Consider the following 23,277-nt stretch of genomic DNA (forward strand, 5'->3'; position numbering starts at 1 on the left):
GGTGGCTCGCCGCGTGAGCGGCGAGACGGGTGAGGGGTTCTATCCACGAATTCGATTTTGCGGAGACATACCCCTCATCCGGCGCTTCGCGCCACCTTCTCCACAGGGGAGAAGGGAAAAGAAACTACGCCCCGATTCGTCGCAGCGCCTCTGCAACGGTCACGATCGGCATGTTGCGCTTGCCAGCGGCCTCCAGCGCATGACGCATCAGGTGCGGCGTGCAGCCATAGGGGCTTGGCGCATCGGCGACGTCGTGGCCGTAGAAGATCAGCCAGCCACCGCTTGCGACCGCCTCGTCGAAATAGCGATCGACGCCTGCCGCATCGATCTCGCAATCCACAAGCGGCGACGCGCGCAGGAACTGGAGATCGATGACGTCGCTGTTGACGCCGGGAAGAATGCCGCGCGCCGATCGGTAGGCTTTTGCGAGTTGCGGCTTGCGCCAGACCGAGGCGAGCCCATAGGGGTAGGCGAAGTTCTCCAGCGTGATCGAGGAATCGATCTCGCGGAAATGACTGCGGTTCCGCTCGATCTCGCGAGCCATCGCGGCCTCATCGAGAGTGGCCGAACTCTGGTGCGAGAAGGTGTGGCAGGCAATCTCGTGACCGGTCCTGTGAAGCCGCATGATCGCATCGTTCGACAGACCGTGCCAATGGTCCGACGGCTGATCGATCAGGCTGCCGGCGAGATAGAACGTCCCCCGCCCGCCATGCTGCTCCAGAAGCTCGGCACCCTGGCCTGCGGCGCTATCGGGGGCATCGTCGAAGGTGAAGCTCACCATCGGCGCATGCGCGGGCAATCGGTGCGGCGCGGCGTGGAAATGCCGGGCCAGCCGATTGTTCACGCGTCCCTGGAGTGCCGACCACACGCTGCGCTTCCCGTGATTCCTATTCCTCTAGTGAAACATTCGTGCGCAGGTTGAGGCAAGCCTAACGCCTGGGTAATCCTAACGTGAGACCAAAACCGCTTCGGCTAGAGCGGTTCATGGCTTGATTGAATCGGGAGGGATTCCCGATTTCGGACGAATATGATTCAAGATGCTGGCTGGGCTGGAGGCCAGCATCCGATGGTCCGACCGATATCCAATGATCTGCGTAAGCGGGCGGTTGCGGCGGTTGCAAAGGGCGAGAGCTGCCGTTCGGTGGCATCGCGGTTTGGCGTTGCGGTGTCGTCAGTTGTGAAGTGGTCGCAACGTTATCGAGCGACCGGCTCAGTGGCCCCTGGCAAGATGGGCGGCCATCGCAAGCCCGTTCTTGAGCCGCATCGCGCCTTCATCAAGGAGAGGATCAGTCAGACGCCGCATTTGACGCTGCACGCCCTCAAGGACGAACTGGCCGCGCGCGGGGTCAAGGTCTCCCACAATGCGGTTTGGACGTTCCTGCGCCGCGAAGGGCTGCGGTTCAAAAAAAACGCTGCTCGCGCTCGAGCGGGCTCGCTCCGACATCGCACGTAGACGCCAGCGCTGGCGCTCATGGCAGGCCAATCTCGACCCTCGACGCCTGGTCTTTATCGACGAGACCTGGATCAAGACCAACATGGCTCCATTACGCGGATGGGGGCCAAAAGGCGAGCGGGTGCGGAGCTTCACGCCACATGGTCATTGGCGGACGCTGACATTCCTTGGCGCCTTGCGCTGTGACCGTCTCACTGCCCCTTGCCTGTTCGACGGCCCAATCAACGGCGAATGCTTCCGCGCCTATGTTCAGCAGGTTCTCGTCCCGCAGCTTCAGCCGGGCGACATCGTCATCATGGACAATCTCGGCAGCCACAAGTCTGTTGCCCTGCGCAGCCTGATCAAAGCGGCCGGCGCCAGGCTCTGGTATCTGCCGCCATACTCCCCCGACCTCAATCCGATCGAACAGACCTTCGCCAAGATCAAGCACTGGATGCGTTCCGCCCAGAAACGCACGGTTGACGACATTTGCCGCCATATCGGCGACCTCATCACAACCATCCAACCCAACGAATGCAGCAACTACTTCGAAAACGCTGGATACGCTTCTATCAAAACATGAAATGCTCTAGCGCGCCGCGACCGACGCGTCGGCGCCCGCTCCGAGATAACGCAACCAGTTGCGGAATAGCATCGCCGCCGCGTTGCCAGTGCCGATATCGGCGCGCAAGTTCAGTCCAGGCAGCTCGTTGGCGAGTGCCGGATGGCGCTGATGCGCCGCCTTCTTCTCGAAGCGAGCCAGTTTCTCTTCCGTCGCTGCGTCAAAATAGCTCACCGGTAGGCGCGGGTAGGTCTCGCGCTCCCGCACGAGATAGCGGCCGATGTCCCGCAGATATTCTCGCTGGAGCGACAGCGCGTCATATTCCGGGTGGCCCTGAAAGAACACGAAGCGGCTGGTATATTGGCGGACGAAGACGTCGACGCCGGCTTGGGCCGAGCGTGTCAGCACCTGGTAACCGGCCTGCACGAGGTCGCTCTCGGCGATCTCGTTCAGGCGTGAATGCGAGACCTTGAGCGGCGCAGGCGCAGCACGGGTCAACCAATCGCGCGTCACGAGGTCGCAATCGAAAGTGCCGTGACATTTGGCCGGCAGCCGCCGCCGTTCGATGCCGTCGAGGTGCAGCACCGCGGCATGCGCGGCAAGGCACGACCAGATCGTCGAGCGCGTGTTGGTCTTGGCCCAGTCGACGAGGTTCGTGAGATCCTGCCAGTATGGCTCCTGGTCGAGCTCGGGCGCGATCGGCTCTGCGCCGGTCACGATCAGTCCGTCGAACTTGCCGCGCTCGAGATCGGAAAGGTCGGAATACTCGCTGTCGACATGCCACTTCGCTTCGGGCGACCGCTTCACGCTGGGAAGCGAGAAGCAGTGGAAGCGGATGCGGTGCGGGCCCGCGGCAGCCTGGAGCAGCTTCATGAACTGCCGCTCGGTCGCCTTCAGCGCCGGATCCGGCATGTTGTTGATCAGTCCGATCGTGAGGTCGGCGCCGGCATGGTCGCGTACGAGATCGCCCTCGCCCGGCACCAGGGCCGGGCTCGATATCACTTGATCCCTGTCGATCAGGATCGTCATGGTCGACGCCGCCTACTCCGCGGCCTCGAGCCGCGCCGACGGGCAGGCCTTTTCCAGCGCCTGGTCGATGTCCTCGATGATATCAGAAACATGCTCGATGCCGATCGACAGACGGATGGTCTCCGGCAGCACACCGGCAACGCGTTGCTGCTCCGCCGACATCTGCCGATGGGTCGTCGAAGCCGGGTGGCAGGCCAGCGACTTGGCATCGCCGATATTGACGAGCCGCGTGATCAGCTTCAGCGCATCATAAAACGTCTTGCCGGCCTCCATTCCGCCCTTGATGCCGAAGGTGAACAGCGAGGAGGCGTTACCATTCAGGTACTTCTGCACCAGCGGATAATAGGGACTGTCCAGAAAACCGGTGTAATTGACCCATGCCACGCGCGCATCGCCGCGGAGGAATTCGGCGACCTTGCGCGCATTCTCGACATGGCGCTCCATGCGCAGCGCAACGGTCTCGATGCCCTGGAGCAGCAGGAAGGCGTTGAACGGCGACAGCACCGAGCCCATGGTGCGCTGATAGACGCTGCGCGCGCGCTCGATATAGGCGGTGCGACCGAACCGCTCGGCATAGACGAGACCGTGATAGGAGGCATCCGGCTTGTTGTAGGCCGGGAAACGCTCGGCATGCTTGGCCCAGGGGAAATTTCCGGAATCGACAATGGCGCCGCCGAGCGTGGTGCCGTGACCGCCCAGGAACTTGGTCAGCGAATGCACGGCGATGTCGGCACCGTAGTCGAACGGCTTCAGCAGGATCGGGGTTGCGACGGTGTTGTCGACGATCAGCGGCACGCCATGCGCATGCGCGATCTTTGCCAGCGCCTCGATGTCGCAGACATTGCCGGCGGGGTTGCCGATGGTCTCGGCAAAGACGGCCCGGGTGTTCTCGTCGATCAGCTTCTCGATCGCCTCAGGCCTGTCGCTCTCGGCAAAACGGCCAGTAATGCCTTGGCGCGGCAGGATGTGGGAGAGCAGCGTGTGCGTGGTGCCGTAGAGCTGCGGCACGGAAACGATGTTGCCGCCGTGATCGGCGACGTTGACGAAGGCGAAATGCAGCGCGGCCTGCCCGGTCGCGACTGCAAGCGCGCCGACGCCGCCTTCAAGTTGGGCGATACGCTTCTCCAGCACCGCACTGGTCGGATTGGCGATGCGGCTGTAGCGAAAGCCTTCGGTCTCGAGATTGAACAGGGCGGCGCCATGATCGGCGCTGTCGAAGGCGTAGGCCGCGGTCTGGTAGATCGGTACGGCCACCGCATGCGTGGTGGCTTCGGGCTCGTAGCCGGCGTGAATAGCGATCGTCTCGTTGCGCATCGTGCCACCTCCGCGTGGAGCGGGCCGCACTTATTGGCCTGTATGAGGCATGTGCGTTGTCCGCCGTCCTCGTGTTAGAGGCGGGTGGTAAAGCGGACAATAATTCGCCTAGAGATCGAGGAAGTAACCCTAACGCCTGCTGGCGAATTGGCTGAAATCCCGGTTAAATTCGATTAACCGATCAAGCCATGACTTGCTGGGTGTCATCCATCTCGCCGCTGCGCGGCGAGCACCCCTCGCCCACGCCGGGAGAGGGGTGCATCGTCAACGTGGCGGTGCTGGCTTAGGCTTAAGCCATGTTCTCCCAGAGGCGGTGGGTGAGCACGCCGGCACGCTTCTCGATCGCGGCGGCGGCATCGAGTGCGAGGTCCTCGCGGTAACGCCCGGCGATGAGCTGCACGCCGATCGGCTTGCCGTCATGCAGCGCCACCGGCACCACCGCGCCGGGCAGGCCCAGCACGTTGATGGCGGAGATGAAGCGGATCTCGCCCCAGAAGATCTCGCGCACGCGCTCGGAACTGACGGTGTCGTCACGCGGGCCCGGCGTCGGCTTCACCGTGGTCGGCGCCAGCACGACCGGATACTCCTCGAAGAACAACTGCCAGGCGCGGATGTGGCCGTTGCGCGCGGCAGTCGCCTGCATCCAGGCTTTGAGATCGAGCACGTCAGCCTTGGCCTTCATGCCGCCCCAGGCTTTGTGGAAATCCTCGGACGTGACCTTCAGCATGCCGGCCTCCTGCATCACCACGGTCTCGTTGGTGATGATGTCGCACCAGGTCTGCCAGACACCGTTGATGTCGGGCACCTCGACCTCGCTGACGCGATAGCCGGAACGCTCGAGATGGTCGGCGGCCTGGCGCAGCGCCGCGGCGACAGAGGGATCGACGTCCATGTCCTCGGGGATCTTCGCCAGCGCGACCTTGATCGGCCCCTTCGGCTTGGGTCCGATCAGCGGTGCCGGCACCCACCAGGGGTCGCGCGGATCGCGCTGGCTCATCGCCTCCAGCGCGAGGCGGACGTCGGCGACATGGCGGGCGAGCGGCCCCTGCGCCGACATCAAATGCGCCAGCATCGGACGCTCCGCCGTTGCGCTTCCGTTGAAGGCGGGGATGCGGCCCTGCGTCGGCTTGATGGTGGCGACGCCGTTGCAATGCGCCGGCCAGCGCAGCGAGCCGCCGATGTCGTTGCCATGGGCGATGGTGCCGATGCCTGCCGCGACCGCCGAACCCGCGCCGCCCGAGGAGCCGCCGCAGGTGATATCGGGATCCCAGGGGTTCAGCGTCAGCCCGTGCAGGGGATTGTCGGTGAAGCCGCGGAAGGAGAATTCCGGAGTGTTGGTGAGACCAAGAACGATGGCGCCGGCCTTCCTGAGGTTGCGGACAACAGGCGCATCCGACGGCGCGATGAGGTCCTTGTTGGCGGGAACGCCGTTGAAGTTGGGCCGGCCTTCATAGTCGACATTCTCCTTGATGGTGATGGGCACACCGTGCAGGAGGCCGAGCTCACCGCCCTTGGCGCGCTGCTTGTCGGCGGCGTGCGCGGCCGCGAGCGCTTCTTCCGAGAGATCCACGACAACCGCATTGAGCCGCGGATTGACGGTGCGCATCCGCTCGAGATGCGTTTCCACGACTTCGACCGCGGAGATTGCGCCAGAGCGGATCGCAGCCGCGGTATCGACCGCGGACCATTGCCAGGCCGGTCCCCTAGGCCGGCGCGCGGTGGCTGATTTGCGCGCGGCGACCTTCTTGGCGGGCTTGATTGTTTTCGCAGCGACGCCCTTTCGGGCGGAGGTCTTCCTGCTCGAGGCCTTCTTGCTCGTCTTCGTTGCCGCTTTCCTGGAAGTACTTTTCTTCTTGGTTGCCGTTTTCTTCGCCACGTCGCATCTCCTGAAATTGCGCGGCGGAGGTTACGGACGAGGATGAGGCGTGTACAGCGGCGTTTCTGCATGGCGCATTGCGACGGTACACCGATGCGACGAATTGCCTGCGTCCCCTGGCCTAAACAGCCGGCGGATTCAGCCGGGCAAAGCCCTGCTGGATGCGATAGGGATAGTAGGGATAGGGCGGCATCACCGCGCTGGCCTCGTCGAGACGCTTGATCTGATCCGCGCTCAGCGGCCAGCCTACTGCGCCGAGGTTGTCGCGCAGCTGCGCTTCGTCGCGAGCGCCGATGATGACGGAGGCGATCGTGGGGCGGCTCAGCAGCCAGGCGATCGCGACCTGGGGCACGGTGCGGCCGGTCTCCATCGCGATCGCGTCCAGCACGTCGACGACGGCGTAGAGCATCTCCTCACGCACCGGCGGACCAAACTGTGCGGTCGCGTGCAGGCGGCTGCTCGGCGGCAGCGGCTGGCCGCGCCGGATCTTTCCGGTAAGGCGGCCCCAGCCGAGCGGACTCCAGACCAGCGCGCCCACCCCCTGGTCGCGCGCGAGCGGCATCAGCTCCCACTCGTAGTCGCGGCCGAGCAGCGAATAGTAGACCTGATGCGCGACATAGCGCGGCCAGCCATGCCGGTCCGCAATGGCGAGCGACTTCATCAACTGCCAGCCGGCGAAATTGGAGACGCCGACATAGCGCAGCTTGCCCGCGCGCACGAGCATGTCGAGGGTCGACAGCACCTCCTCGATCGGGGTGAAGGCGTCGAAAGCGTGGAGCTGGAGCAGGTCGATGTGGTCAGTACCAAGCCGGCGCAGCGCCGCGTCGACCGAGGTCAGGAGCCGCTGCCGCGACGAGCCCGCATCGTGCGGCCCCTCGCCCGTCGGCAGGCTCATCTTGGTGGAAATCAGCACCTTGTCACGCCGGCCCCTGATCGCAGCGCCGAGAATCTCCTCGGACGCGCCGTTCGAATAGACGTCGGCGCTGTCGAACAGATTGACGCCGGCATCGAGGCAGATGTCGATCAGCCTGCGCGCCTCGTCTGCATTGCTGCGGCCCCAGGCCGAGAACAGGGGGCCCTGACCGCCGAAGGTGCCGGTGCCGAAGCTGAGGACGGGGACCCTGAGTCCGGAGGCCCCGAGATTGCGGTATTCCATTGCGGGTCTCCTTCGCTATTCCGCCGGACACGCCGCGGCGGCGACCGACGCGCGCTCGAGCCGAAGGCTCCACAGCGCCAGCGCGAGGCCGATCGCTGTGATGCCGGCCGCGACCAGCGGCAGCGCGGGAAGCCCGAATCCGCGATCGATAGTGACGCCGCCGGCCCAGGCGCCGAGCGCGTTGCCGAGATTGAACGCGGCGATGTTGAGGCTGGAGGCGAGCGTGCGGCCGCTGGGGCCGGCTGCCTCCAATACGCGAAGCTGGAGCGGGGCGACGGTTGCGAAGGCGGCGATGCCGAGCAGCAGGATCAGCGCGATGGAAAGGATCTTGATCGATAGCACGGCTGCCAGCCCAAGCAGCACGATCGCAAGCGCGGCAAGCGTGCCGGTCAAGGCCCGTGCCAGGCCGCGGTCCGCAAGCTTGCCGCCGGCGACGTTGCCGATCGCGAGCCCGACACCGAACACCAGCAGGATCGGCGAGACGGCAGCCTCCGAGAAGCCGGTGAAACGCGTCAGGATCGGCTGGATATAGGTGAAGACGACGAACAGGCCGGCGAAGCCGAACACGGTCATGGCGAGGCCGAGCAGCACCTGCGGACGACCGAGCACGGCGACCTCTTCGGCGAGCGAGATCGGCTTGTCGCCATTGCCGACATGGCCAGGCACGAGCGCGGCGACCACCGCGAACGCGATCACGCCGATGACCGTCACGGCCCAGAACGCGGCGCGCCAGCCGAGCATCAGGCCGAGCCACGCGCCGAAGGGTACGCCCAGGAGCGTGGCGACCGTCAGGCCGATGAACATGGTGGCGATCGCGGAGGCACGCTTGTCCTCGGCGACGAGGCTGGTGGCCACCACCGAGCCGACGCCGAAGAACGTGCCATGGGCGAGCGAGGTCAGCACGCGCGCAGCCATCAGCAATTCGTAATTCGGGGCCAGCGCGCAAGCCGCATTGCCCAGCGTGAAGATCGCCATCAGCGCGAGCAGTACTGTTTTCCGCGGCATCCGCCGCGTCGCCAGAGTCAGCACCGGCGCGCCGACGAACACACCGAGTGCATAGCCCGATATCAGCAGGCCGGCGACCGGCACGGAAACATGCATGTCGGCGGCGACCTGGAGCAAGAGGCCCATGATGATGAATTCGGTGGTGCCGATGCCGAAGGCACCGGCGGTGAGCGCGAGGACGGCGGGAGGCATGCATGGCTCCGATGGATGAGACGAAGCCCCGCAGATAGCGGCATTGCCGCAAAACCATTAGACTGTCAGCAATCCAATCATTTGTGACGTGAATTCAACATGGCCCGTTTCGACACCAACCGCTCCGCCGAAATGGAGGTTTTCGTCCGCGTGGTCGATCTCGGCGGCTTCACCCAGGCCGCGCGAAAGCTGCGCCTGACGCCGTCGGGCGTCAGCAAGCTGATGTCGCGGCTGGAGGCGCGGCTCGGCGCGCGACTCGTCAACCGCACCACGCGCAGGCTGACGCTCACGGAGGAAGGCCGGGCCTTCTACGAGCGGGCCGTGCGCATCCTCGCCGAAATGGAGGAGGCCGAGCGCGAGGCCGCCTCAGGCGCGGCGCCGCGCGGCCGCCTCACGGTCAACTGCAACATTCCCTTCGGCATGCTGCATGTGGTGCCGTTGGTCCCGCGCTTCCTGGAACGGCATCCCGACGTCACGCTCGATCTCGTGCTGACCGACACGCTGATTGACCTGATGCAGGAGCGCGCCGACGTCGCTATCCGCGTCGGCCCGCTGCGGGCCTCGCGTCTCGTCGCGCGAAAGCTCGGCAGCAGCCGCATGGTCGTGGTCGGCGCGCCGGACTACCTCGCCCGTTGCGGCACGCCGAAAACGCCGGCGGACCTTGCCGATCACCGTGGCATCGGCTGGACTTTTCCTCGCAGCATCCGCGGTTGGCCGTTCAGGCGCGGTGATCACACCGAGGAGGCCGTGCCCATGCCGGTCGCGCGCGCCAGCGACGGTGAAGCCGCCCGCCGCCTTGCGCTGGGTGGCGTCGGGCTTGCCCGGCTCGCCCTCTTCCACATCGGCCCCGACATCGAATCCGGCCGCCTCGTCCCGGTGCTGCAAAACTACAATCCCGGCGACCGCGAAGACATCCACGCCGTCTATGTCGGCCACACCGCGCCACTGCCCGCGCGCGTGCGCGCGTTCATCGATTTCCTGGCCGAGCACGTGCGGGTGAGCGATTCCGCGTTGAAGCGGGCGGGTGATGGAAGGTGGAGATTGACGGGGTGAGGCGGCGGCGGAGGGCTCAGAAGAAGTTTGGCCCCGGCCGGCTTACCGAGCCGAAGCAAGCGGCAACAAGTCCGCCTTCGCCCTGCGGCTTCGGCAGGACAGCCTCGCGTAAACTTCGTTTGCGACGGCTGGCGGAGAGAGTGGGATTCGAACCCACGGTACGGTTTCCCGCACACACGCTTTCCAAGCGTGCGCCTTAAGCCACTCGGCCATCTCTCCGGAGCGCCCTCTCTTGAAGGGGCGCCGATGATTTTGCAAGGGATCGCGGGGATATCCGGCGATTTTTCCGCAACTTGTTGTATTTACAGGACAATATCTGACGCCAGACGTGCCTTGACCCGCTTGCCGGCTGAACCGCAGGCGGGTCTGACGCGACGATTCACGGGAAGCCGCCAAACATGACGGGGGACGCCATGACCATCTGCAGGACCATCGCCGCCCTTGGCCTGATTTCGGCCATCGGCTCTGCCCTCGCCGTGCCCGCCGCGGCGCAGGTCTGCACCCGGCAAGGCGTCGACGTCAGCTGTGACGATGGTCGGCGCGGGGTGCTTTCGGGCGATACCATTCTCTGGCCGGATGGCACGCGCTCGAACGATAGCGGTACGACGACCCCACCTCGTTTAGGTGGACGGGATGAGCGAGACTCGCGCGTGGATTTGACAACGCGAGGGACGCTCGTTCCATGCATCAAGACAGACATCAAGACGGGCATGATGCCGCCTCCTATCAGCGGATCGAGGTGATCACAGGGGAGAGGCGACGGCGCAGTTGGAGCGATGCGGAGAAGGCGCGGATCGTGGCCGAGAGTGCCGATCCGGAGACGAGCATTTCCGAGGTGGCTCGACGCAACGGGGTGAACCGGGGACTGCTCAGTGTGTGGCGGCGCCAGGCGCGGCTCGCGTCGAGCGAAGCGCCGCAGTTCGTGCAAGTCAGGCTCCAGGCCGCCGTCGAGGCGCAGCCGAACGCGATCGATAAGGCGCATGTTCTGACGGATCCGGCCGAGCGGATCGAGGTGATGATCGCGGGCGCGACGGTGCGCGTGCCCGTCGGCGTCGACGCCGCGACGCTGGAGCGCGTGCTGGCGGCGGTGAGATCGACGCGATGATCTCTTTCGGTCCAATGGTCCGTGTGTTCGTCGCGAGAGCTATGGCGGAATCTGGGTGATGACGGTGTGAGGAAGGCGGCGTATCGAGGCGGGTGACGAGCCTGCCAGAACCTCTCGAGGAGAGCGATACGCCATGACCGAGACTACCAATGTTCTTGCTTTCCGTCAGCCGTCCGCGGTTGATGATCCACTGACCGATATCGTTCGTGCCGGCGCGCGGGACCTGCTTGCCAGGGCGATCGAGATCGAGGTTGGCGCGTTTCTGGCCAGCACGGCCAATCTGACGCTGCCCGACGGTCGAGCGCGCCTGGTCCGACATGGGCACGGTCCGGTGCGCGAGATTGCGACCGGCATCGGTCCGGTGGAGGTCGCTCGTCCCAAGGTCCGCGACCGCGGAGCGAGCGGGCCAGGCGACCGCCTCCGCTTCAGTTCGGCAATCCTGCCGCTATGGGCGCGGCGGACGAAGAGCCTGGATGCCTTGATCCCGGTCCTCTATTTGCGCGGCATCTCGACCGGCGACTTCCAGGAGGCGCTCTCGGCGCTGCTCGGCAAGGATGCGCCGAACCTGTCGCCTTCGGTGATCGCCGGCCTGAAGGCCGATTGGCAGGTCGAGTACGAACGCTGGCAGAGACGCGATCTGTCGGCGCGTCGCTATGTCTACATCTGGGCCGATGGCGTGTACCTGCAGGCCCGCATGGAAGATCACAGCGAATGCATGCTGGTGCTGATTGGCACCACGCCGGAAGGCAAGAAGGAGCTGATCGGCTTCCAGGTCGGCGTGCGCGAGAGCGCGCAGAGCTGGCGCGAACTCCTGATCGACCTGCGGCAACGCGGGTTACGGATTGCCCCGCAACTCGCCATCGGCGACGGCGCCCTCGGCTTCTGGAAGGCACTGGACGAGGCCTTTCCCGGCACGCGGCACCAACGATGCTGGTGCCATAAAGTGAGCAACGTACTCGACAAGGTCGCCAAATCCGTGCAGGGCCCCATGAAGAACGACCTGCGGAACATCTATCTGGCCCCACACCGGGCCGAAGCTGAAACCGCGATCGACGTCTTCGTCGAGAAATACCACGTCAAATACGGACGTGCGGTGGAGTGCCTGATCAAGGATCGCCATGCGCTGCTCGCCTTCTTCGACTTCCCTGCTGAGCACTGGATCCACCTACGCAGCTCGAACCCGATCGAGAGCGTCTTCGCCACGGTGCGCCACCGAACGGTGCGGACCAAGGGATCGCTGTCGCAACAAACTGCGAAGCTGATGGTGTTCAAGCTCATCGACGCCGCATCGAAGACCTGGCGGCGATTGAAGAGCACGAACCAGTTGCCGAAAGTCATCGCCGGTGTAAAGTTCATCGACGGAATCGAAGTCATTCCGAACACTGAAAGCCACGCCGCCTGATCAGGCCGCGTCACCCAAAATCAGCCATAGCTCTCGTCGCGACGCAGCCGATTGACTTTCGTAAAGGCGTTCATGGCCTTGTCGCGCTGGTAGCGGAGGGATTAGGCGGCAAGCCCTACAGCGGTGACGTTTATGTCTTCCGATCGAAGCGATCGGATCGTTTGAAGCTACTGGTTTTTGACGGCTCGGGAATGGTTCTAGCGACGAAGTGGCTGGAGAATGGGGGCTTTGCCTGGCCACCTGTTCGCGAGGGTACGATGCCGGTGACGGGGGCGCAACTGGCGATGCTGATTGAAGGTAAACGGTACGAGAGGCCCACGGAGCCACGGACTTGGTGCGGACGGCCTACGCACCGCGCTTGAAGCGTATAGGCATCCAGAACTGCCGGAGGGCCTCGACGGTTGCTGGAATGTTGCGCCAGGCGTTTTGGATGATGGGCTGCGTTCCCAGCGTGCGCCGGGCCGGGGGTAGCAAGGGTCGACCGGCGTCGTCGATGCAATGGACCAAGATCGGCCGCAGCATAAGGTGTTCGGTTCCATTCGGGGGGAGAAGCCGCGACCAGACGAGAAGCCGAAGCTTCATGACGGCGTAGAAGCCCATGCATCAGGGCTGCGGGTCGACTTCGCCGTCCGGTGATCGCACGAACAGCGGCTCGAAGCTCTCCGGTCTCGTCGACAGCGTCTCGCTGATAGCGTTGTGGCGCATCAGCGTGGCGGCGATTGCCGAGAACTCCTCGGTGTCGTGATTGAAGGCGTCGGGATCTACGCCGAGGAGCGGGCACACCCATTCCTCGGACGCCATCGAGACCGGCCCGGCGACGACCGCGGCCACCGCGCCATCGAGCATGGAGAGCGACGTCGCCCGCGGATGCCGAAGCGTCGGCGACCTGGCGCGCTTGCTGATCCATTGCCCGAGCCGTTCGAACGACATGGCATAGTCCGCCATCGTCGTCTTGCGTGCTTTTCGCGTTCCCCGCCCTTGCTTCGGCTTCGTCATGCCACGGCCCGCTTTTCGGCTTCGCGTGCGGCCTTCCAGTTCCAGGCCAGAAGTTCGTGAAGCTGGTTGGTCTTCGTGGCGCCGCTCACCATGCGATCGAGAACGTCGACGAGATACGCCTCGGGGTCGAGGCCATTCAATTTCGCTGTGTTAAGAAGCGAAGCGAGTATCGCCCAGGTCTCGCCCCCGCCTTCGTCACCACTGAACAACGAGTTCTTTTTTCCGATCGCAATTGGCCTGATCGATCGTTCGACCGTGTTGGTGTCCGGCTCGAGCCGCCCGTCATCCAGGAACGTCGTCAGGCCCTGCCAGCGTTCGAGCATGTAGTCGATCGCCTTGATGAGCGTCGAGCGGCGGGAGATCCCGTCCTTCACCGCGATCAGACGGGCCCTCAACGCCTCCATCAGCGGCTTCGTCTCGGCCTGTCGCGTCGCGCGGCGTTCCCCAGCATCGAGACCGCGGATCCTCTCCTCGATCGCGTAGACGGCCGCAATGCGCTCGATGACCTCCGCGGCGAAGGGTGAGTTCGTCGTCTTGTGCACCCTCACGAAGTTGCGGCGCGCGTGAACGAGACAATACGCCAGCTGGATCTGGCCCGACATCATCGCATCGCCCGCCAGCGAGGCGTAGGCGGCATAGCCGTCGACTTGCAGCACGCCTTCGAAGCCGGCTAACTGCGCCACGATCTCCTTTTTGCCGCGACCACCTGCGAACACGTAGGCGACCGCCGGCGGCGCCGGCCCCTTCCACGCCCGATCGTCCGTCGCGTGCGCCCAGAACTGGCAGATCCTCGTGCGGCCGCGTCCCGGATCGAGCACTGGCATCGGCGTCTCGTCGCAGAACAGCCGCTCGAAGCCGTGCATAGTCTTCAGTTGCAGATCGTAGAGGCCCCTGACCAGCCACGCCGCGCTCCCCATCCAGCGCGCCAGCGTCTGACGGTCGACGACGACACCCTGACCCGCCAGGATCTGCGTCTGGCGATAGAGCGTCGATTGCCAGGCATATTTGGCCGCGGCGATATGCGCGATCAGCGCCGTCGTTGCCATGCCGCCCTCGACGAGCCGCGCCGGTGCCGGGGCCTGGACAATCGGGCCCTCACAGGAGCGGCAGGCGTATTTTGGACGGATCGTGCGGAGCACGCGCAGCCACGCGGGAACCCGATCGAGCGCTTCGCTGCTCTCCTCGCCGATCCGATGCATCTGACCCGTGCAGCACGGGCACAGCGTGGACGCCGGCTCGATCACCCGCTCGACCCGAGGCAGATGCGCCGGCAGCGCGCCGATGTTGCGCTTCGCTTTGCGCCGCTCCGGCCGCGGCGCGTCCGGTTTGTCGTCATTGGCCGGGAGCTGTGAGCCGGCGGTCCGTTCCAGATCAAACGCGATCTGTTCGGCGCAGACGATCGCCGCGCGCTCCGATCGTGCGCCGAAGATCAGGCTCTTCAACGTGGCGATCTCTGCGCGCAGATCATCGTTCTCGCCTTCGAAAGCCAGCACCATCTCGGCAAGAGCCGCAGGGTCAGAGGGGAGATCTTCGGGGCGAAGCGCCATATCGCAGAGCTACACGAACGCACTCGCAATCGCCAGCAAAACAAGACGCTTCAGGCAACCTTCGTCGGCCGCTTCGTCACCTTCGGGACCACACGCGACCACTCCGCAAGACCTTCAATCAGCATCGCCAGTTGCGCCCCCGTCACCGGCATCGTACCCTCGCGAACAGGTGGCCAGGCAAAGCCCCCATTCTCCAGCCACTTCGTCGCTAGAACCATTCCCGAGCCGTCAAAAACCAGTAGCTTCAAACGATCCGATCGCTTCGATCGGAAGACATAAACGTCACCGCTGTAGGGCTTGCCGCCTAATCCCTCCGCTACCAGCGCGACAAGGCCATGAACGCCTTTACGAAAGTCAATCGGCTGCGTCGCGACGAACACACGGACCATTGGACCGAAAGAGATCATCGCGTCGATCTCACCGCCGCCAGCACGCGCTCCAGCGTCGCGGCGTCGACGCCGACGGGCACGCGCACCGTCGCGCCCGCGATCATCACCTCATCCGCTCGGCCGGATCCGTCAGAACATGCGCCTTATCGATCGCGTTCGGCTGCGCCTCGACGGCGGCCTGGAGCCTGACTTGCACGAACTGCGGCGCTTCGCTCGACGCGAGCCGCGCCTGGCGCCGCCACACACTGAGCAGTCCCCGGTTCACCCCGTTGCGTCGAGCCACCTCGGAAATGCTCGTCTCCGGATCGGCACTCTCGGCCACGATCCGCGCCTTCTCCGCATCGCTCCAACTGCGCCGTCGCCTCTCCCCTGTGATCACCTCGATCCGCTGATAGGAGGCGGCATCATGCCCGTCTTGATGTCTGTCTTGATGCATGGAACGAGCGTCCCTCGCGTTGTCAAATCCACGCGCGAGTCTCGCTCATCCCGTCCACCTAAACGAGGTGGGGTCGTCGTACCGCTATCGCTCGAACTCGACGCCGCATCAGAGCGTGATCGTCGGCAACAAGAGCTCGGTTCATGTCGGGCCGGGCGTATTCGTCGGCCAGGGCAAGGGCGTGGTGCCGCTGGACGATCCCAACGCGCCGAACAAGCGGCAATGCGCGATTCTGGAGGGCGTGTCGTATTTTACTATTGAGGTTCGCGCCATTCGCCTGAGCCGCCATGCCCGAGGCTCCTCCCGGGCATCCACGTTCTCGAATCCGCGTGGCAAGACGTGATGACCGAGGCAAGGCCGGCCGGCCATCACGCGCGGACAGAGCCTGCGAGACTCTTAAATCAACCGCACGCCTGATATCGCCGACTTCAGCCAGCGCAGTGCCTGTGGCGGCTGGGCTGCGAGCGGCGCGACCGCCGCCTTCTCCGTCCGGCACTTCTCAAGCTCAGCGACGAAGTCAGCGGACCATTGCTGGATGGTGTGGCCGCGCAGCTTCTTCATCATCGCGTCCCAGCGCATCTTGCGCTCGGTGAGCGGCATGGAGGCAGCAACCGCGATCGCACGCGCCATACCGTCGACGTCGTGCGGATTGACCAGCAGTGCGGTGTCGAGCTCGTTGGCGGCGCCCGCGAATTTCGACAGCACCAGCACGCCGGGATCGGCCGGGTTTTGCGCGGCGACATATTCCTTGGCAACGAGATTCATGCCGTCGTGCAGCGGCGTCACCACGCCGATCTGCGCCGTGCGGTAGAGACCCGCGAGCACGGCCTGGCTGAAGCCCTTGTTCAGATATCGGATCGGCGTCCAGTCGACCTCGCCGTGGCGGCCGTTGACGTCGGAGACGAGGCGCGCGACCTCGCTCTGGAGACTGCCATAGGCCTCGATGCCGCCGCGCGAGGGGTTGGCGATCTGGAGCAGCGAGATGCTGCGCGCCAGTTGCGGCTGCTCGGTCCAGAGCCGGTCGAACGCGCTGATGCGATTGACCAGACCCTTCGAATAGTCGAGCCGGTCGACGCCGATCGCGAGCCGCTCGCCGTTGAGGCTGCGCCGCAGCCGCGACACATCGGGGTGCGAGGCAGACTTCGCAGCATATTGCGCGAACTTCTCCGCATCGATGCCGATCGGAAACACTTCACAGCGGGTGCGCCCATGCTGCGAGATCGCAACGCCGTCCTCGATGGCGAGGCCGAGCTCACCGCCGACATAACCGAGAAAGTTCTGGCGATCTTCCTCGGTCTGGAAGCCGAGCAGGTCGTAGGCCAGCATCGCCGTGATCAGCTCGCGATGGTTGGGCACGCCCTGCATCACCGCGGCGACGGGCCACGGCGTATGCAGGAAGAAGCCGATGGGATCATCGACGCCGAGGTCGCGCAACTCGGCGCCGAGCGCGAGGAAATGATAGTCCTGCACCCAGAACGCCGTCTTGGCTTTTCGGAAGCGCAGCAGGGCGCGCGCCATGAAGGCGTTGACCTCGCGATAGCTGACATAGTCCTCCCGCGAGACGCGGATCAGATCGCTGCGCGAATGCAACGCCGGCCACAGCGCCGAATTGGCAAAGCCTTCGTAATAACCGCCATAATGCGCCGCCGGCAGGTCCAGCGTCGCAATCGCGCCGGTCCCGAGCGCCTCGATCTCGGCAAAGGGTTCCTTCTGATGGCCATCACGTACCCGGCCAGAGGAACCGACCCAGATCGCACCCGAATGTTCCACCACGGGAAGCAGTGCCGCCGCAAGGCCGCCCGTCATGGGCTCGTTGGGTTTACCTCTCGCGACGCGATTTGAAACGATAACCAAGTTCACAGGTCGTCCCCTCCTGTTCATTCCACCTCGTTTAACTGCCGTTCATCAATATGGTTCCTGATCATCGTTTCAACCAATTGAAACCAAAATCAGGCGCGCGCGTTGGAACTGGTTTCGCTTGCGGAACCCTGGAATTTCGCTGGAAAGATGGCTTTTCCGGTCCTGGTGCGCAGCATGTATCGCGGCACGCAATGACGCTGCGCTCAGGGCTTTGTGTCCGCGAGGTGGCGCTGCCTTTGTTTCACCTCGGATCGAGCAGGTGCGCAAGGAACGCGCGCACGTCCGCCGGCGCATCGAAGTGGCCATTCACGCCCATGGCGCGGCGGCCTACGGAGAAGGCGAGCCCGTTCATGTCGGGCATGATCGCGAATACCGTTTCGTCGGTGACGTCATCGCCGATGAACATCGGGCGCCGCCCCCTGAATGGCTCGTGCTTCATCAATTCGCGCACGCCGCTCGCCTTGGTGAAGCCGGAATGCTTGATCTCGCAGACGAACTTTCCGGGCAGCACCTCGATCGGCGCATTGGGCAGGTCGGCGCGGATCAACGAGACGGCTTCGTAGATCGCCTTCTCCGCATGCGGCGCGAGACGGTAATGCAGCGCAAGCGAGTAGCCCTTGTCCTCGAGCAGAATGCCCGGGCTGAGCTTGGCGACTGCAGCCAGGCGCCGCTTCAGCTCCTTGTCGAGCGGGGGCGCATGGACCGCATCGGCCTCGTTGTCGACCGACAGCCGCATTTCGGCGCCGTGGCCGGCGACGGCACGAAACACGTCCGGCGCGAAGATCAGGTCGATATCGTTGAGCGAACGGCCGCTGACCAGCGCCAGCGCGCCGGACGTGCGCTCGGTCAGCCGGCCCAGCGTTTCCGACAGGCCCGGCGGCACCCACACCTCGCGCGGTGTCGGCATCAGGTCGAGCAGCGTGCCGTCGATGTCGAGCAGAATGGCGATCTCGTCGAGATGCGGCACCAGCGCATGCGGCACCGGCACCGCTTCGGGCGCATCGTCATCCAGCATGGTACGTGTCTGGTCCAAAGCCATCTCCGCAAGTTCTGATTTCATCAGTCTACTCCGTATAGGCGAGCGGCCGCGCGATTTGTTCGAGCGATTTGCGCTCCGCTGAGACGGCGTAGCGCCACGCCACGATCGCAGCCGCGATCATCAGGACTGCCCCCAGCAAATAGCCGGCGAACACGCTATTGCGTGACCCCGTGTCGATCAACGCGCCGAACAGCGCCGGCCCGATCACGCCGCCGATGCCGGTACCGACGGCGTAGAACACCGCGATCGCCAGCGCGCGAACCTCCAACGGAAACGTCTCGCTGACGGTAAGATAGGCCGCGCTCGCAGCAGGCGAGGCAAAGAAGAAGATCACCATCCAGGCCACGGTCTGCCCTTGCGCGCTCAGCACGCCGATCGAGAATAGATAGCCCGATATCGCCAGTAGCACGCCCGATGCGCCATAGGTGAACATGATCATGGCGCGGCGGCCGAGCGTATCGAACAGACGGCCGAGCAGCAGGGGCCCGAGAAAATTGCCGGCAGCGAAGGGCAGCAGGTACCAGCCGACTTGATCGGCACTGATGCCATAGAAATCGGTCAGCACCAGCGCGAAGGTGAAGAAGATGGCGTTGTAGAAGAACGCCTGGGCGCTCATCAGCACGAGGCCGACCACCGCGCGCTGGCGATAGGCCGAGAACAACGTATGCGCGACCTCGCGGAGCGGCGTGTGATCGCGCATTCTCAGGCGGATCTTGGTGAAGCGCCCGTCCGTCAGGTCCTGATCATGCCCGATCACCGAACGCTCGATCCCGTCGACGATGGCATGGGCTTCGTCGGGACGGCCATGGATCATCAGCCAGCGCGGACTTTCCGGGATCCACATTCGCATCAACAGCACGACGAGGCCGAGAGTCGCGCCGATGAGAAAAGCCAGGCGCCAGCCGAGATCGGGATCGATCACGGCCGGATCGAGCAGCACGATGGCCGCCACCGCGCCCATCGCGGCGCCGATCCAGAAACTGCCGTTGATGACGAGATCGGTCCAGCCGCGATAGCGCGCCGGCACCAATTCCTGGATGGTCGAATTGATCGCGGTGTACTCGCCGCCGATACCGGCGCCGGTGAGGAAACGAAACAGTGCGTAGCTCGCGACGTCCCATGACAGCGCGGTCGCCGCCGTTGCCGAGAGATAGAGCGCAAGCGTGATGAAGAACAGCTTCTTGCGGCCGATGCGGTCGGTGAGCCAGCCGAAGCCGAGCGCGCCCAGCACGGCGCCCGCCAGATAGGCTGAGTTGGCGATGCCGAGATCGAGATTGGAGAACTGCAGCGAGGGACTCTGCTTCAGCGCCCCCGAGAGCGCACCGGCCAGGGTCACTTCGAGCCCATCGAGAATCCAGGTGATGCCCAGCGCGAGCACGACACGGGTGTGGAAACCGCTCCACGGCAGCGCGTCGAGCCGCGAGGGAATGCTGGTCTCGACGATACGGTCGGTCGCGGTCGCCGCCGGGACTACGGGTACATAGTTCAGGGCTGGGCTTTGCTGCAATTCCATCGGGTTCGTCTGATCAATGGAAAGGACCCCTCTCACGTGATGTGGACGGGTCGATCCGATCATCGGGGTGCGGCAATTCGCCTGCCACCCTGCGACAACGCCTGCGGCGAGGCCAGGTTCCCATGGGAATGCCCGTTGGCACCGCTCGTTTCCGATGGAGCCGCAAGGAGTTGACGCATGGCTCACGTCAGAAAGACGACACATTCAAGGAAGACAGGCGCGCGCAACACCGCGCGTCGCAAGGCGAGCACGACGCGCAAGAGGTCAAATCGCCGTGCAGCACCGAAGCGCTGGTCGCAACGGGTGACGCAGGAGAGCGACGCACTCGATCTCAAGCGCGGAGTGTTCAAGCTCAAGGACCCCAGGAAGATCGCGGCCTCCCTGAAGCGCTCGGCGGAACACAGATCGCGTCGCAAGACCGGCGCCTATCGCTCGGCGCTGTCGATGCTGACCTTCTACATCAACCGCGCCGGCAAGACGCTGCCGAAGACGCAGCGCACGCGACTGGAGCGCACGAAGGTGGAGCTGAAGCGAGCCTTCGGGCGAGAATAAGACTCACGCGCTTCTTACTCCGGCGACGGCGCGGCCTCGGAGGCCGCAAAGCTACGCTGCCCTTATATTCGCCATGAAGCGGTCGAGCTCGGCGCGGAGGCGGGTGCTCTCGCTCGACAGGGTCTTGGCCGAATCCAGCACCTCTTCCGAGGCCGAGCCGGTCTCGGCGGCGCCGCGGTTGACCTCGCCGATATCGGTAGCGGCCGTCTGGGTGCCCTGCGCGACCGTCTGGACGCTGCGGGCGATCTCCTGGGTGGCGGCGCCCTGCTGCTCGACCGCGCTCGCGATCGACGTCGAGATCGACGAGATCTGGCCGATGGTCGCACCGATCTCCTTGATCGCGGCGACCGATTCGGCCGTGGCGCCCTGCATGCCGGCGATGTGCGAGGAGATCTCGTCCGTCGCCTTCGCGGTCTGGCTCGCCAGCGATTTCACTTCGCTCGCCACCACCGCAAAGCCGCGGCCGGCTTCACCGGCGCGGGCGGCCTCGATGGTGGCGTTGAGCGCGAGAAGGTTGGTCTGCTCGGCGATCGCCGTGATCAGCTTGACCACCTCGCCGATCTGCTGGGCGGCATGCGACAGCTTGCCGATGCGGCCGTCGGTCTCCTTGGCCTGCACCACGGCAGCCTCCGCAATGCGGCTGGAATCGCGGACCTGCCGGCCGATCTCCTCGACCGAGGCCGAGAGCTCTTCCGTCGCGGTCGCGACCGACTGCATGTTGCTGGACGCCTGCTCGGAGACGCCGGCGACCTGGCTCGACAGGCTCTGCGTGGTCTCGGCGGTGCGGGTCAGCGTCGAGGCCGCCGATTCCAGCTGCACGGCCGAGGCCGAGACGTTGGAGACGATGGCGCCGACCGCGCTCTCGAAATCATCGGCAAAGCGGATCAACTCGGCGCGGCGGCTCGCGGCCTGCTCCCGGTTCTGGACCTCGCTGGCGGCGGCGTCGCGCTCGGCCTTGGCGACCGCCTGAACCTTGAACTCCTCGACCGCGCCGGCCATCTCGCCGATCTCGTCCTTGCGGCCGAGACCCGGCAGCACGACGTCGAAATTGCCCGACGCAAGCTCGCGCATCGCCTTGCACATCGCGATCATCGGACGCGAGATTCCGGTGCCGAGCAGAAAAGCAAGGACCGCGCCGAGCAGCGTGCCGCCAACGGCCAGCATCAGCACCAGTTGCTCGGTCCGCCCGATGGTCGCCTCCGACTCCGAATCCAGCCGCTGCTGCTCGGCGAGGAGGTCGGCCTTCATCGTGGTCGCTCCTTGCAGGATCGCACCGGCCGAGCCGTTCATCTCGGTGACGAGCTCATCGACCAGCTTGGCATTGGCGATCAGCTTCTCCAGCGCTTCGCGATAGGCGCCGAGCAGAGCCTTGGCATCCTTCAGGCCGGCGACGACCTTGTCGTCCATGGAATAGATCGCACCGAGCGAGTTCTCGACGAATTTCAGCCGCGCCAGCGCGCTGGTGGCGATCGCCTGGTCGGAGGTCAGCACGAAATTGGTCGCCGCAGCGCACTGTCGCGCTTGGCCTTGAGCACCTTTGCGAAGGTCGCGGAGAAGTTGGAGAACTCCTTGGCGAGCTTGTCGAGGCTCTCCTGCCGCGCCGGCGTCTTGGCGCCCTTCACCGCCTGGTCGATGGCGTTCTTCAGGCTGCCTTCAGCATCCAGCGCCGCCTTGGCGTCGTCTTCCTTGCCGGTCACCACGAAATAACGGGCGGCCGAACGATAGGCGAGCAGCTCGCGATCGATGTTGCGGGCGAGATCGGCCTCGGAAACGCTGCTGCGGTACGACCCGACCCCGGAGGCGACCCGCTCGAAGCCGAAATAGGAGAAAGCCATGCTGCCGGCGGAAATCACCAGCACGGCGGCGAAGCCGAGAATGATCTTTGCACGGAACCTGAGGGCCGGAAACAGTGTACGCTTAGACGGCGACGCGATACGCCCGGACATTCCCACCCCCATTTGTAATTCAGCCGCGATCCGGAGGCGCCCCGCCCCCCGACCTGGATGCGCAAAACTAAGGCAGAATCGATAAGGGGCGGTAAATTTGGCAGGCCCGCACGATGCTCGCCGCATCGGCCAAAGGCCGATCTGGATCGAGATGATTGCTGGCATCCCACGCCAGCCCGGCTGCTCCGCCTCCCAAATCCTCGCGCGTCGAACTGGATCAATGACTTTTCAATGACGCCGGCGACCAAAATCCTAGTTGCAAAGTTCCGGGCCGCTGTCTCTAATTAGAAGCAATCAAAATCAATCCCGGGAGGACTACGCCGTGTCTAAAGTCAACCTGACAGTGAACGGCAAGGCCGTTGCTGTCGACGTCGAGGACCGGACGCTGCTGGTCCAGCTCCTGCGCGATCACCTCAACCTCACCGGAACCCATGTCGGCTGCGACACCAGCCAGTGCGGCGCCTGCGTCGTGCACATGGATGGCCGCGCGGTGAAATCCTGCACGATGCTGGCAGGGCAGGCCGATGGCGCCAGCATCACCACGATCGAGGGCATCGCCAAGGGCGACGAGCTGCACCCGATGCAGGCTGCCTTCCGCGACAATCACGGCCTCCAATGCGGCTATTGCACGCCGGGCATGATCATGTCCGCGATCGACATCGTGCAACGCCATGGTGGCCAGCTCGACGAAGCCACCGTCCGCCAGGAGCTTGAGGGCAATATCTGCCGCTGCACCGGCTACCACAACATCGTGAAAGCCGTGCTGGATGCGGCCGGACGCATGAAGGTCGCGCAGGCGGCCGAGTAGAGCGGCCGTCGCGAAGCAAGAAATCACCACTCCCGCTTTCGAGGGAAAGCGCGGGTCAACAAGAA

The 23,277-nt window shown here is 64.8% G+C and carries 22 protein-coding genes, 1 tRNA gene and 2 pseudogenes; 9 read left to right on the forward strand and 16 right to left on the reverse strand.

Annotated elements, in window-relative coordinates; translation table 11 throughout:
- Positions 1-124: 124 nt before the first annotated feature.
- Positions 125-868: a polysaccharide deacetylase family protein gene (locus ABIF91_RS14230; protein WP_424579207.1), complete on the reverse strand. Its 744-nt coding sequence runs from the start codon at positions 866-868 to the stop codon at positions 125-127.
- Positions 869-1,066: 198 nt separating this feature from the next.
- Here ABIF91_RS14230 and ABIF91_RS14235 point away from each other — a divergent pair.
- Positions 1,067-2,015 (forward strand): IS630 family transposase gene (locus ABIF91_RS14235; RefSeq protein ID WP_424579208.1). Its coding sequence is split into 2 segments (ribosomal slippage): positions 1,067-1,402 and positions 1,404-2,015, totalling 948 coding nucleotides; the frame shifts between segments, so codons are not numbered across the junction.
- Positions 2,016-2,021: 6 nt separating this feature from the next.
- On the opposite strand, the gene metA is transcribed toward ABIF91_RS14235, so the two are convergent.
- The 5 genes from metA to ABIF91_RS14260 all read right to left on the reverse strand — a co-directional run bounded on the left by metA (position 2,022) and on the right by ABIF91_RS14260 (position 8,566).
- Positions 2,022-3,023 (reverse strand): homoserine O-succinyltransferase MetA, encoded by a 1,002-nt coding sequence (metA, locus tag ABIF91_RS14240; protein ID WP_035669456.1) that lies wholly within the window; start codon positions 3,021-3,023, stop codon positions 2,022-2,024.
- Positions 3,024-3,035: 12 nt separating this feature from the next.
- Positions 3,036-4,337: an O-acetylhomoserine aminocarboxypropyltransferase/cysteine synthase family protein gene (locus ABIF91_RS14245; RefSeq protein ID WP_035669453.1), complete on the reverse strand. Its 1,302-nt coding sequence runs from the start codon at positions 4,335-4,337 to the stop codon at positions 3,036-3,038.
- A 289-nt stretch (positions 4,338-4,626) separates the two neighbouring features.
- Positions 4,627-6,213 carry an amidase family protein gene (locus ABIF91_RS14250; RefSeq protein WP_028181626.1) on the reverse strand — a complete coding sequence of 529 codons (1,587 nt, stop codon included), beginning with the start codon at positions 6,211-6,213 and terminating at the stop codon, positions 4,627-4,629.
- Positions 6,214-6,334: 121 nt separating this feature from the next.
- On the reverse strand, positions 6,335-7,369 hold the full coding sequence (locus tag ABIF91_RS14255) for an aldo/keto reductase (protein WP_035669439.1): 1,035 nt from the start codon (positions 7,367-7,369) through the stop codon (positions 6,335-6,337).
- 15 nt (positions 7,370-7,384) lie between these two features.
- Complete coding sequence (locus ABIF91_RS14260; protein ID WP_028181628.1) at positions 7,385-8,566, reverse strand: MFS transporter; 1,182 nt, start codon at positions 8,564-8,566, stop codon at positions 7,385-7,387.
- Positions 8,567-8,665: 99 nt separating this feature from the next.
- Here ABIF91_RS14260 and ABIF91_RS14265 point away from each other — a divergent pair, with 99 nt between their 5' ends.
- Entirely contained in the window at positions 8,666-9,619 is a 954-nt protein-coding gene (locus ABIF91_RS14265; protein WP_028181629.1) for a LysR family transcriptional regulator, read from the forward strand.
- A gap of 129 nt (positions 9,620-9,748) precedes the next feature.
- Here ABIF91_RS14265 and ABIF91_RS14270 read toward each other — a convergent pair.
- Positions 9,749-9,838, reverse strand: a tRNA-Ser gene (locus ABIF91_RS14270).
- Positions 9,839-10,032: 194 nt separating this feature from the next.
- Between ABIF91_RS14270 and ABIF91_RS14275 the strand changes: the two are divergent.
- The 4 genes and pseudogenes from ABIF91_RS14275 to tnpB (ABIF91_RS14290) form a co-directional block, all read left to right on the forward strand.
- Positions 10,033-10,218: pseudogene (locus ABIF91_RS14275) on the forward strand (hypothetical protein); the annotation flags it as partial.
- A gap of 83 nt (positions 10,219-10,301) precedes the next feature.
- Positions 10,302-10,724, forward strand: coding sequence for an IS66-like element accessory protein TnpA (gene tnpA, locus ABIF91_RS14280; RefSeq protein ID WP_424578819.1), 423 nt, complete (start codon positions 10,302-10,304; stop codon positions 10,722-10,724).
- 133 nt (positions 10,725-10,857) lie between these two features.
- The gene (locus ABIF91_RS14285; protein ID WP_038952271.1) at positions 10,858-12,126 is read left to right on the forward strand and encodes an IS256 family transposase; all 1,269 of its coding nucleotides are present in this window, start codon (positions 10,858-10,860) and stop codon (positions 12,124-12,126) included.
- Positions 12,126-12,488: an IS66 family insertion sequence element accessory protein TnpB gene (gene tnpB, locus ABIF91_RS14290; protein ID WP_424579369.1), complete on the forward strand. Its 363-nt coding sequence runs from the start codon at positions 12,126-12,128 to the stop codon at positions 12,486-12,488. Before ABIF91_RS14285 ends, tnpB (ABIF91_RS14290) begins: the two co-directional genes overlap by 1 nt.
- Here tnpB (ABIF91_RS14290) and ABIF91_RS14295 read toward each other — a convergent pair.
- The 5 genes from ABIF91_RS14295 to tnpA (ABIF91_RS14315) form a co-directional block, all read right to left on the reverse strand.
- Complete coding sequence (locus tag ABIF91_RS14295; RefSeq protein ID WP_424579209.1) at positions 12,472-12,726, reverse strand: hypothetical protein; 255 nt, start codon at positions 12,724-12,726, stop codon at positions 12,472-12,474. The genes tnpB (ABIF91_RS14290) and ABIF91_RS14295 overlap by 17 nt on opposite strands.
- Positions 12,727-12,729: 3 nt before the next feature.
- On the reverse strand, positions 12,730-13,122 hold the full coding sequence (locus tag ABIF91_RS14300; protein ID WP_424579210.1) for a UPF0149 family protein: 393 nt from the start codon (positions 13,120-13,122) through the stop codon (positions 12,730-12,732).
- Positions 13,119-14,669 (reverse strand): IS66 family transposase, encoded by a 1,551-nt coding sequence (tnpC, locus tag ABIF91_RS14305; RefSeq protein WP_035681142.1) that lies wholly within the window; start codon positions 14,667-14,669, stop codon positions 13,119-13,121. The genes ABIF91_RS14300 and tnpC overlap by 4 nt, the downstream gene beginning before the upstream one ends.
- Positions 14,670-14,719: 50 nt before the next feature.
- Entirely contained in the window at positions 14,720-15,076 is a 357-nt protein-coding gene (gene tnpB / locus ABIF91_RS14310) for an IS66 family insertion sequence element accessory protein TnpB (RefSeq protein WP_018273742.1), read from the reverse strand.
- A gap of 85 nt (positions 15,077-15,161) precedes the next feature.
- Positions 15,162-15,494, reverse strand: coding sequence for an IS66-like element accessory protein TnpA (gene tnpA, locus ABIF91_RS14315; RefSeq protein WP_284279398.1), 333 nt, complete (start codon positions 15,492-15,494; stop codon positions 15,162-15,164).
- 19 nt (positions 15,495-15,513) lie between these two features.
- Here tnpA (ABIF91_RS14315) and ABIF91_RS14320 point away from each other — a divergent pair, with 19 nt between their 5' ends.
- Complete coding sequence (locus tag ABIF91_RS14320) at positions 15,514-15,837, forward strand: hypothetical protein (RefSeq protein WP_155252020.1); 324 nt, start codon at positions 15,514-15,516, stop codon at positions 15,835-15,837.
- Between the two features lie 53 nt (positions 15,838-15,890).
- On the opposite strand, the gene ABIF91_RS14325 is transcribed toward ABIF91_RS14320, so the two are convergent.
- From ABIF91_RS14325 to ABIF91_RS14335, 3 genes are all read right to left on the reverse strand, one after another.
- Positions 15,891-17,354 carry a trehalose-6-phosphate synthase gene (locus tag ABIF91_RS14325; protein ID WP_028181087.1) on the reverse strand — a complete coding sequence of 488 codons (1,464 nt, stop codon included), beginning with the start codon at positions 17,352-17,354 and terminating at the stop codon, positions 15,891-15,893.
- Positions 17,355-17,595: 241 nt separating this feature from the next.
- Positions 17,596-18,414, reverse strand: a complete 819-nt coding sequence (otsB, locus tag ABIF91_RS14330) for a trehalose-phosphatase (RefSeq protein ID WP_028181086.1) — start codon at positions 18,412-18,414, stop codon at positions 17,596-17,598.
- Between the two features lie 4 nt (positions 18,415-18,418).
- Positions 18,419-19,906, reverse strand: a complete 1,488-nt coding sequence (locus tag ABIF91_RS14335; RefSeq protein WP_424579211.1) for an MFS transporter — start codon at positions 19,904-19,906, stop codon at positions 18,419-18,421.
- A gap of 177 nt (positions 19,907-20,083) precedes the next feature.
- On the opposite strand from ABIF91_RS14335, the gene ABIF91_RS14340 reads away from it, so the two are divergent.
- Positions 20,084-20,458, forward strand: a complete 375-nt coding sequence (locus ABIF91_RS14340; RefSeq protein WP_050995074.1) for a DUF3175 domain-containing protein — start codon at positions 20,084-20,086, stop codon at positions 20,456-20,458.
- A 51-nt stretch (positions 20,459-20,509) separates the two neighbouring features.
- Here the strand turns inward: ABIF91_RS14340 and ABIF91_RS14345 are convergent.
- Positions 20,510-22,404, reverse strand: a pseudogene (locus ABIF91_RS14345) (methyl-accepting chemotaxis protein).
- Positions 22,405-22,726: 322 nt separating this feature from the next.
- On the opposite strand from ABIF91_RS14345, the gene ABIF91_RS14350 reads away from it, so the two are divergent.
- Entirely contained in the window at positions 22,727-23,212 is a 486-nt protein-coding gene (locus ABIF91_RS14350; protein WP_028181083.1) for a (2Fe-2S)-binding protein, read from the forward strand.
- Positions 23,213-23,277 lie beyond the last annotated feature (65 nt).

It is taken from the genome of Bradyrhizobium sp. USDA 241 (assembly GCF_049739505.1).
Lineage (GTDB): Bacteria > Pseudomonadota > Alphaproteobacteria > Rhizobiales > Xanthobacteraceae > Bradyrhizobium > Bradyrhizobium liaoningense.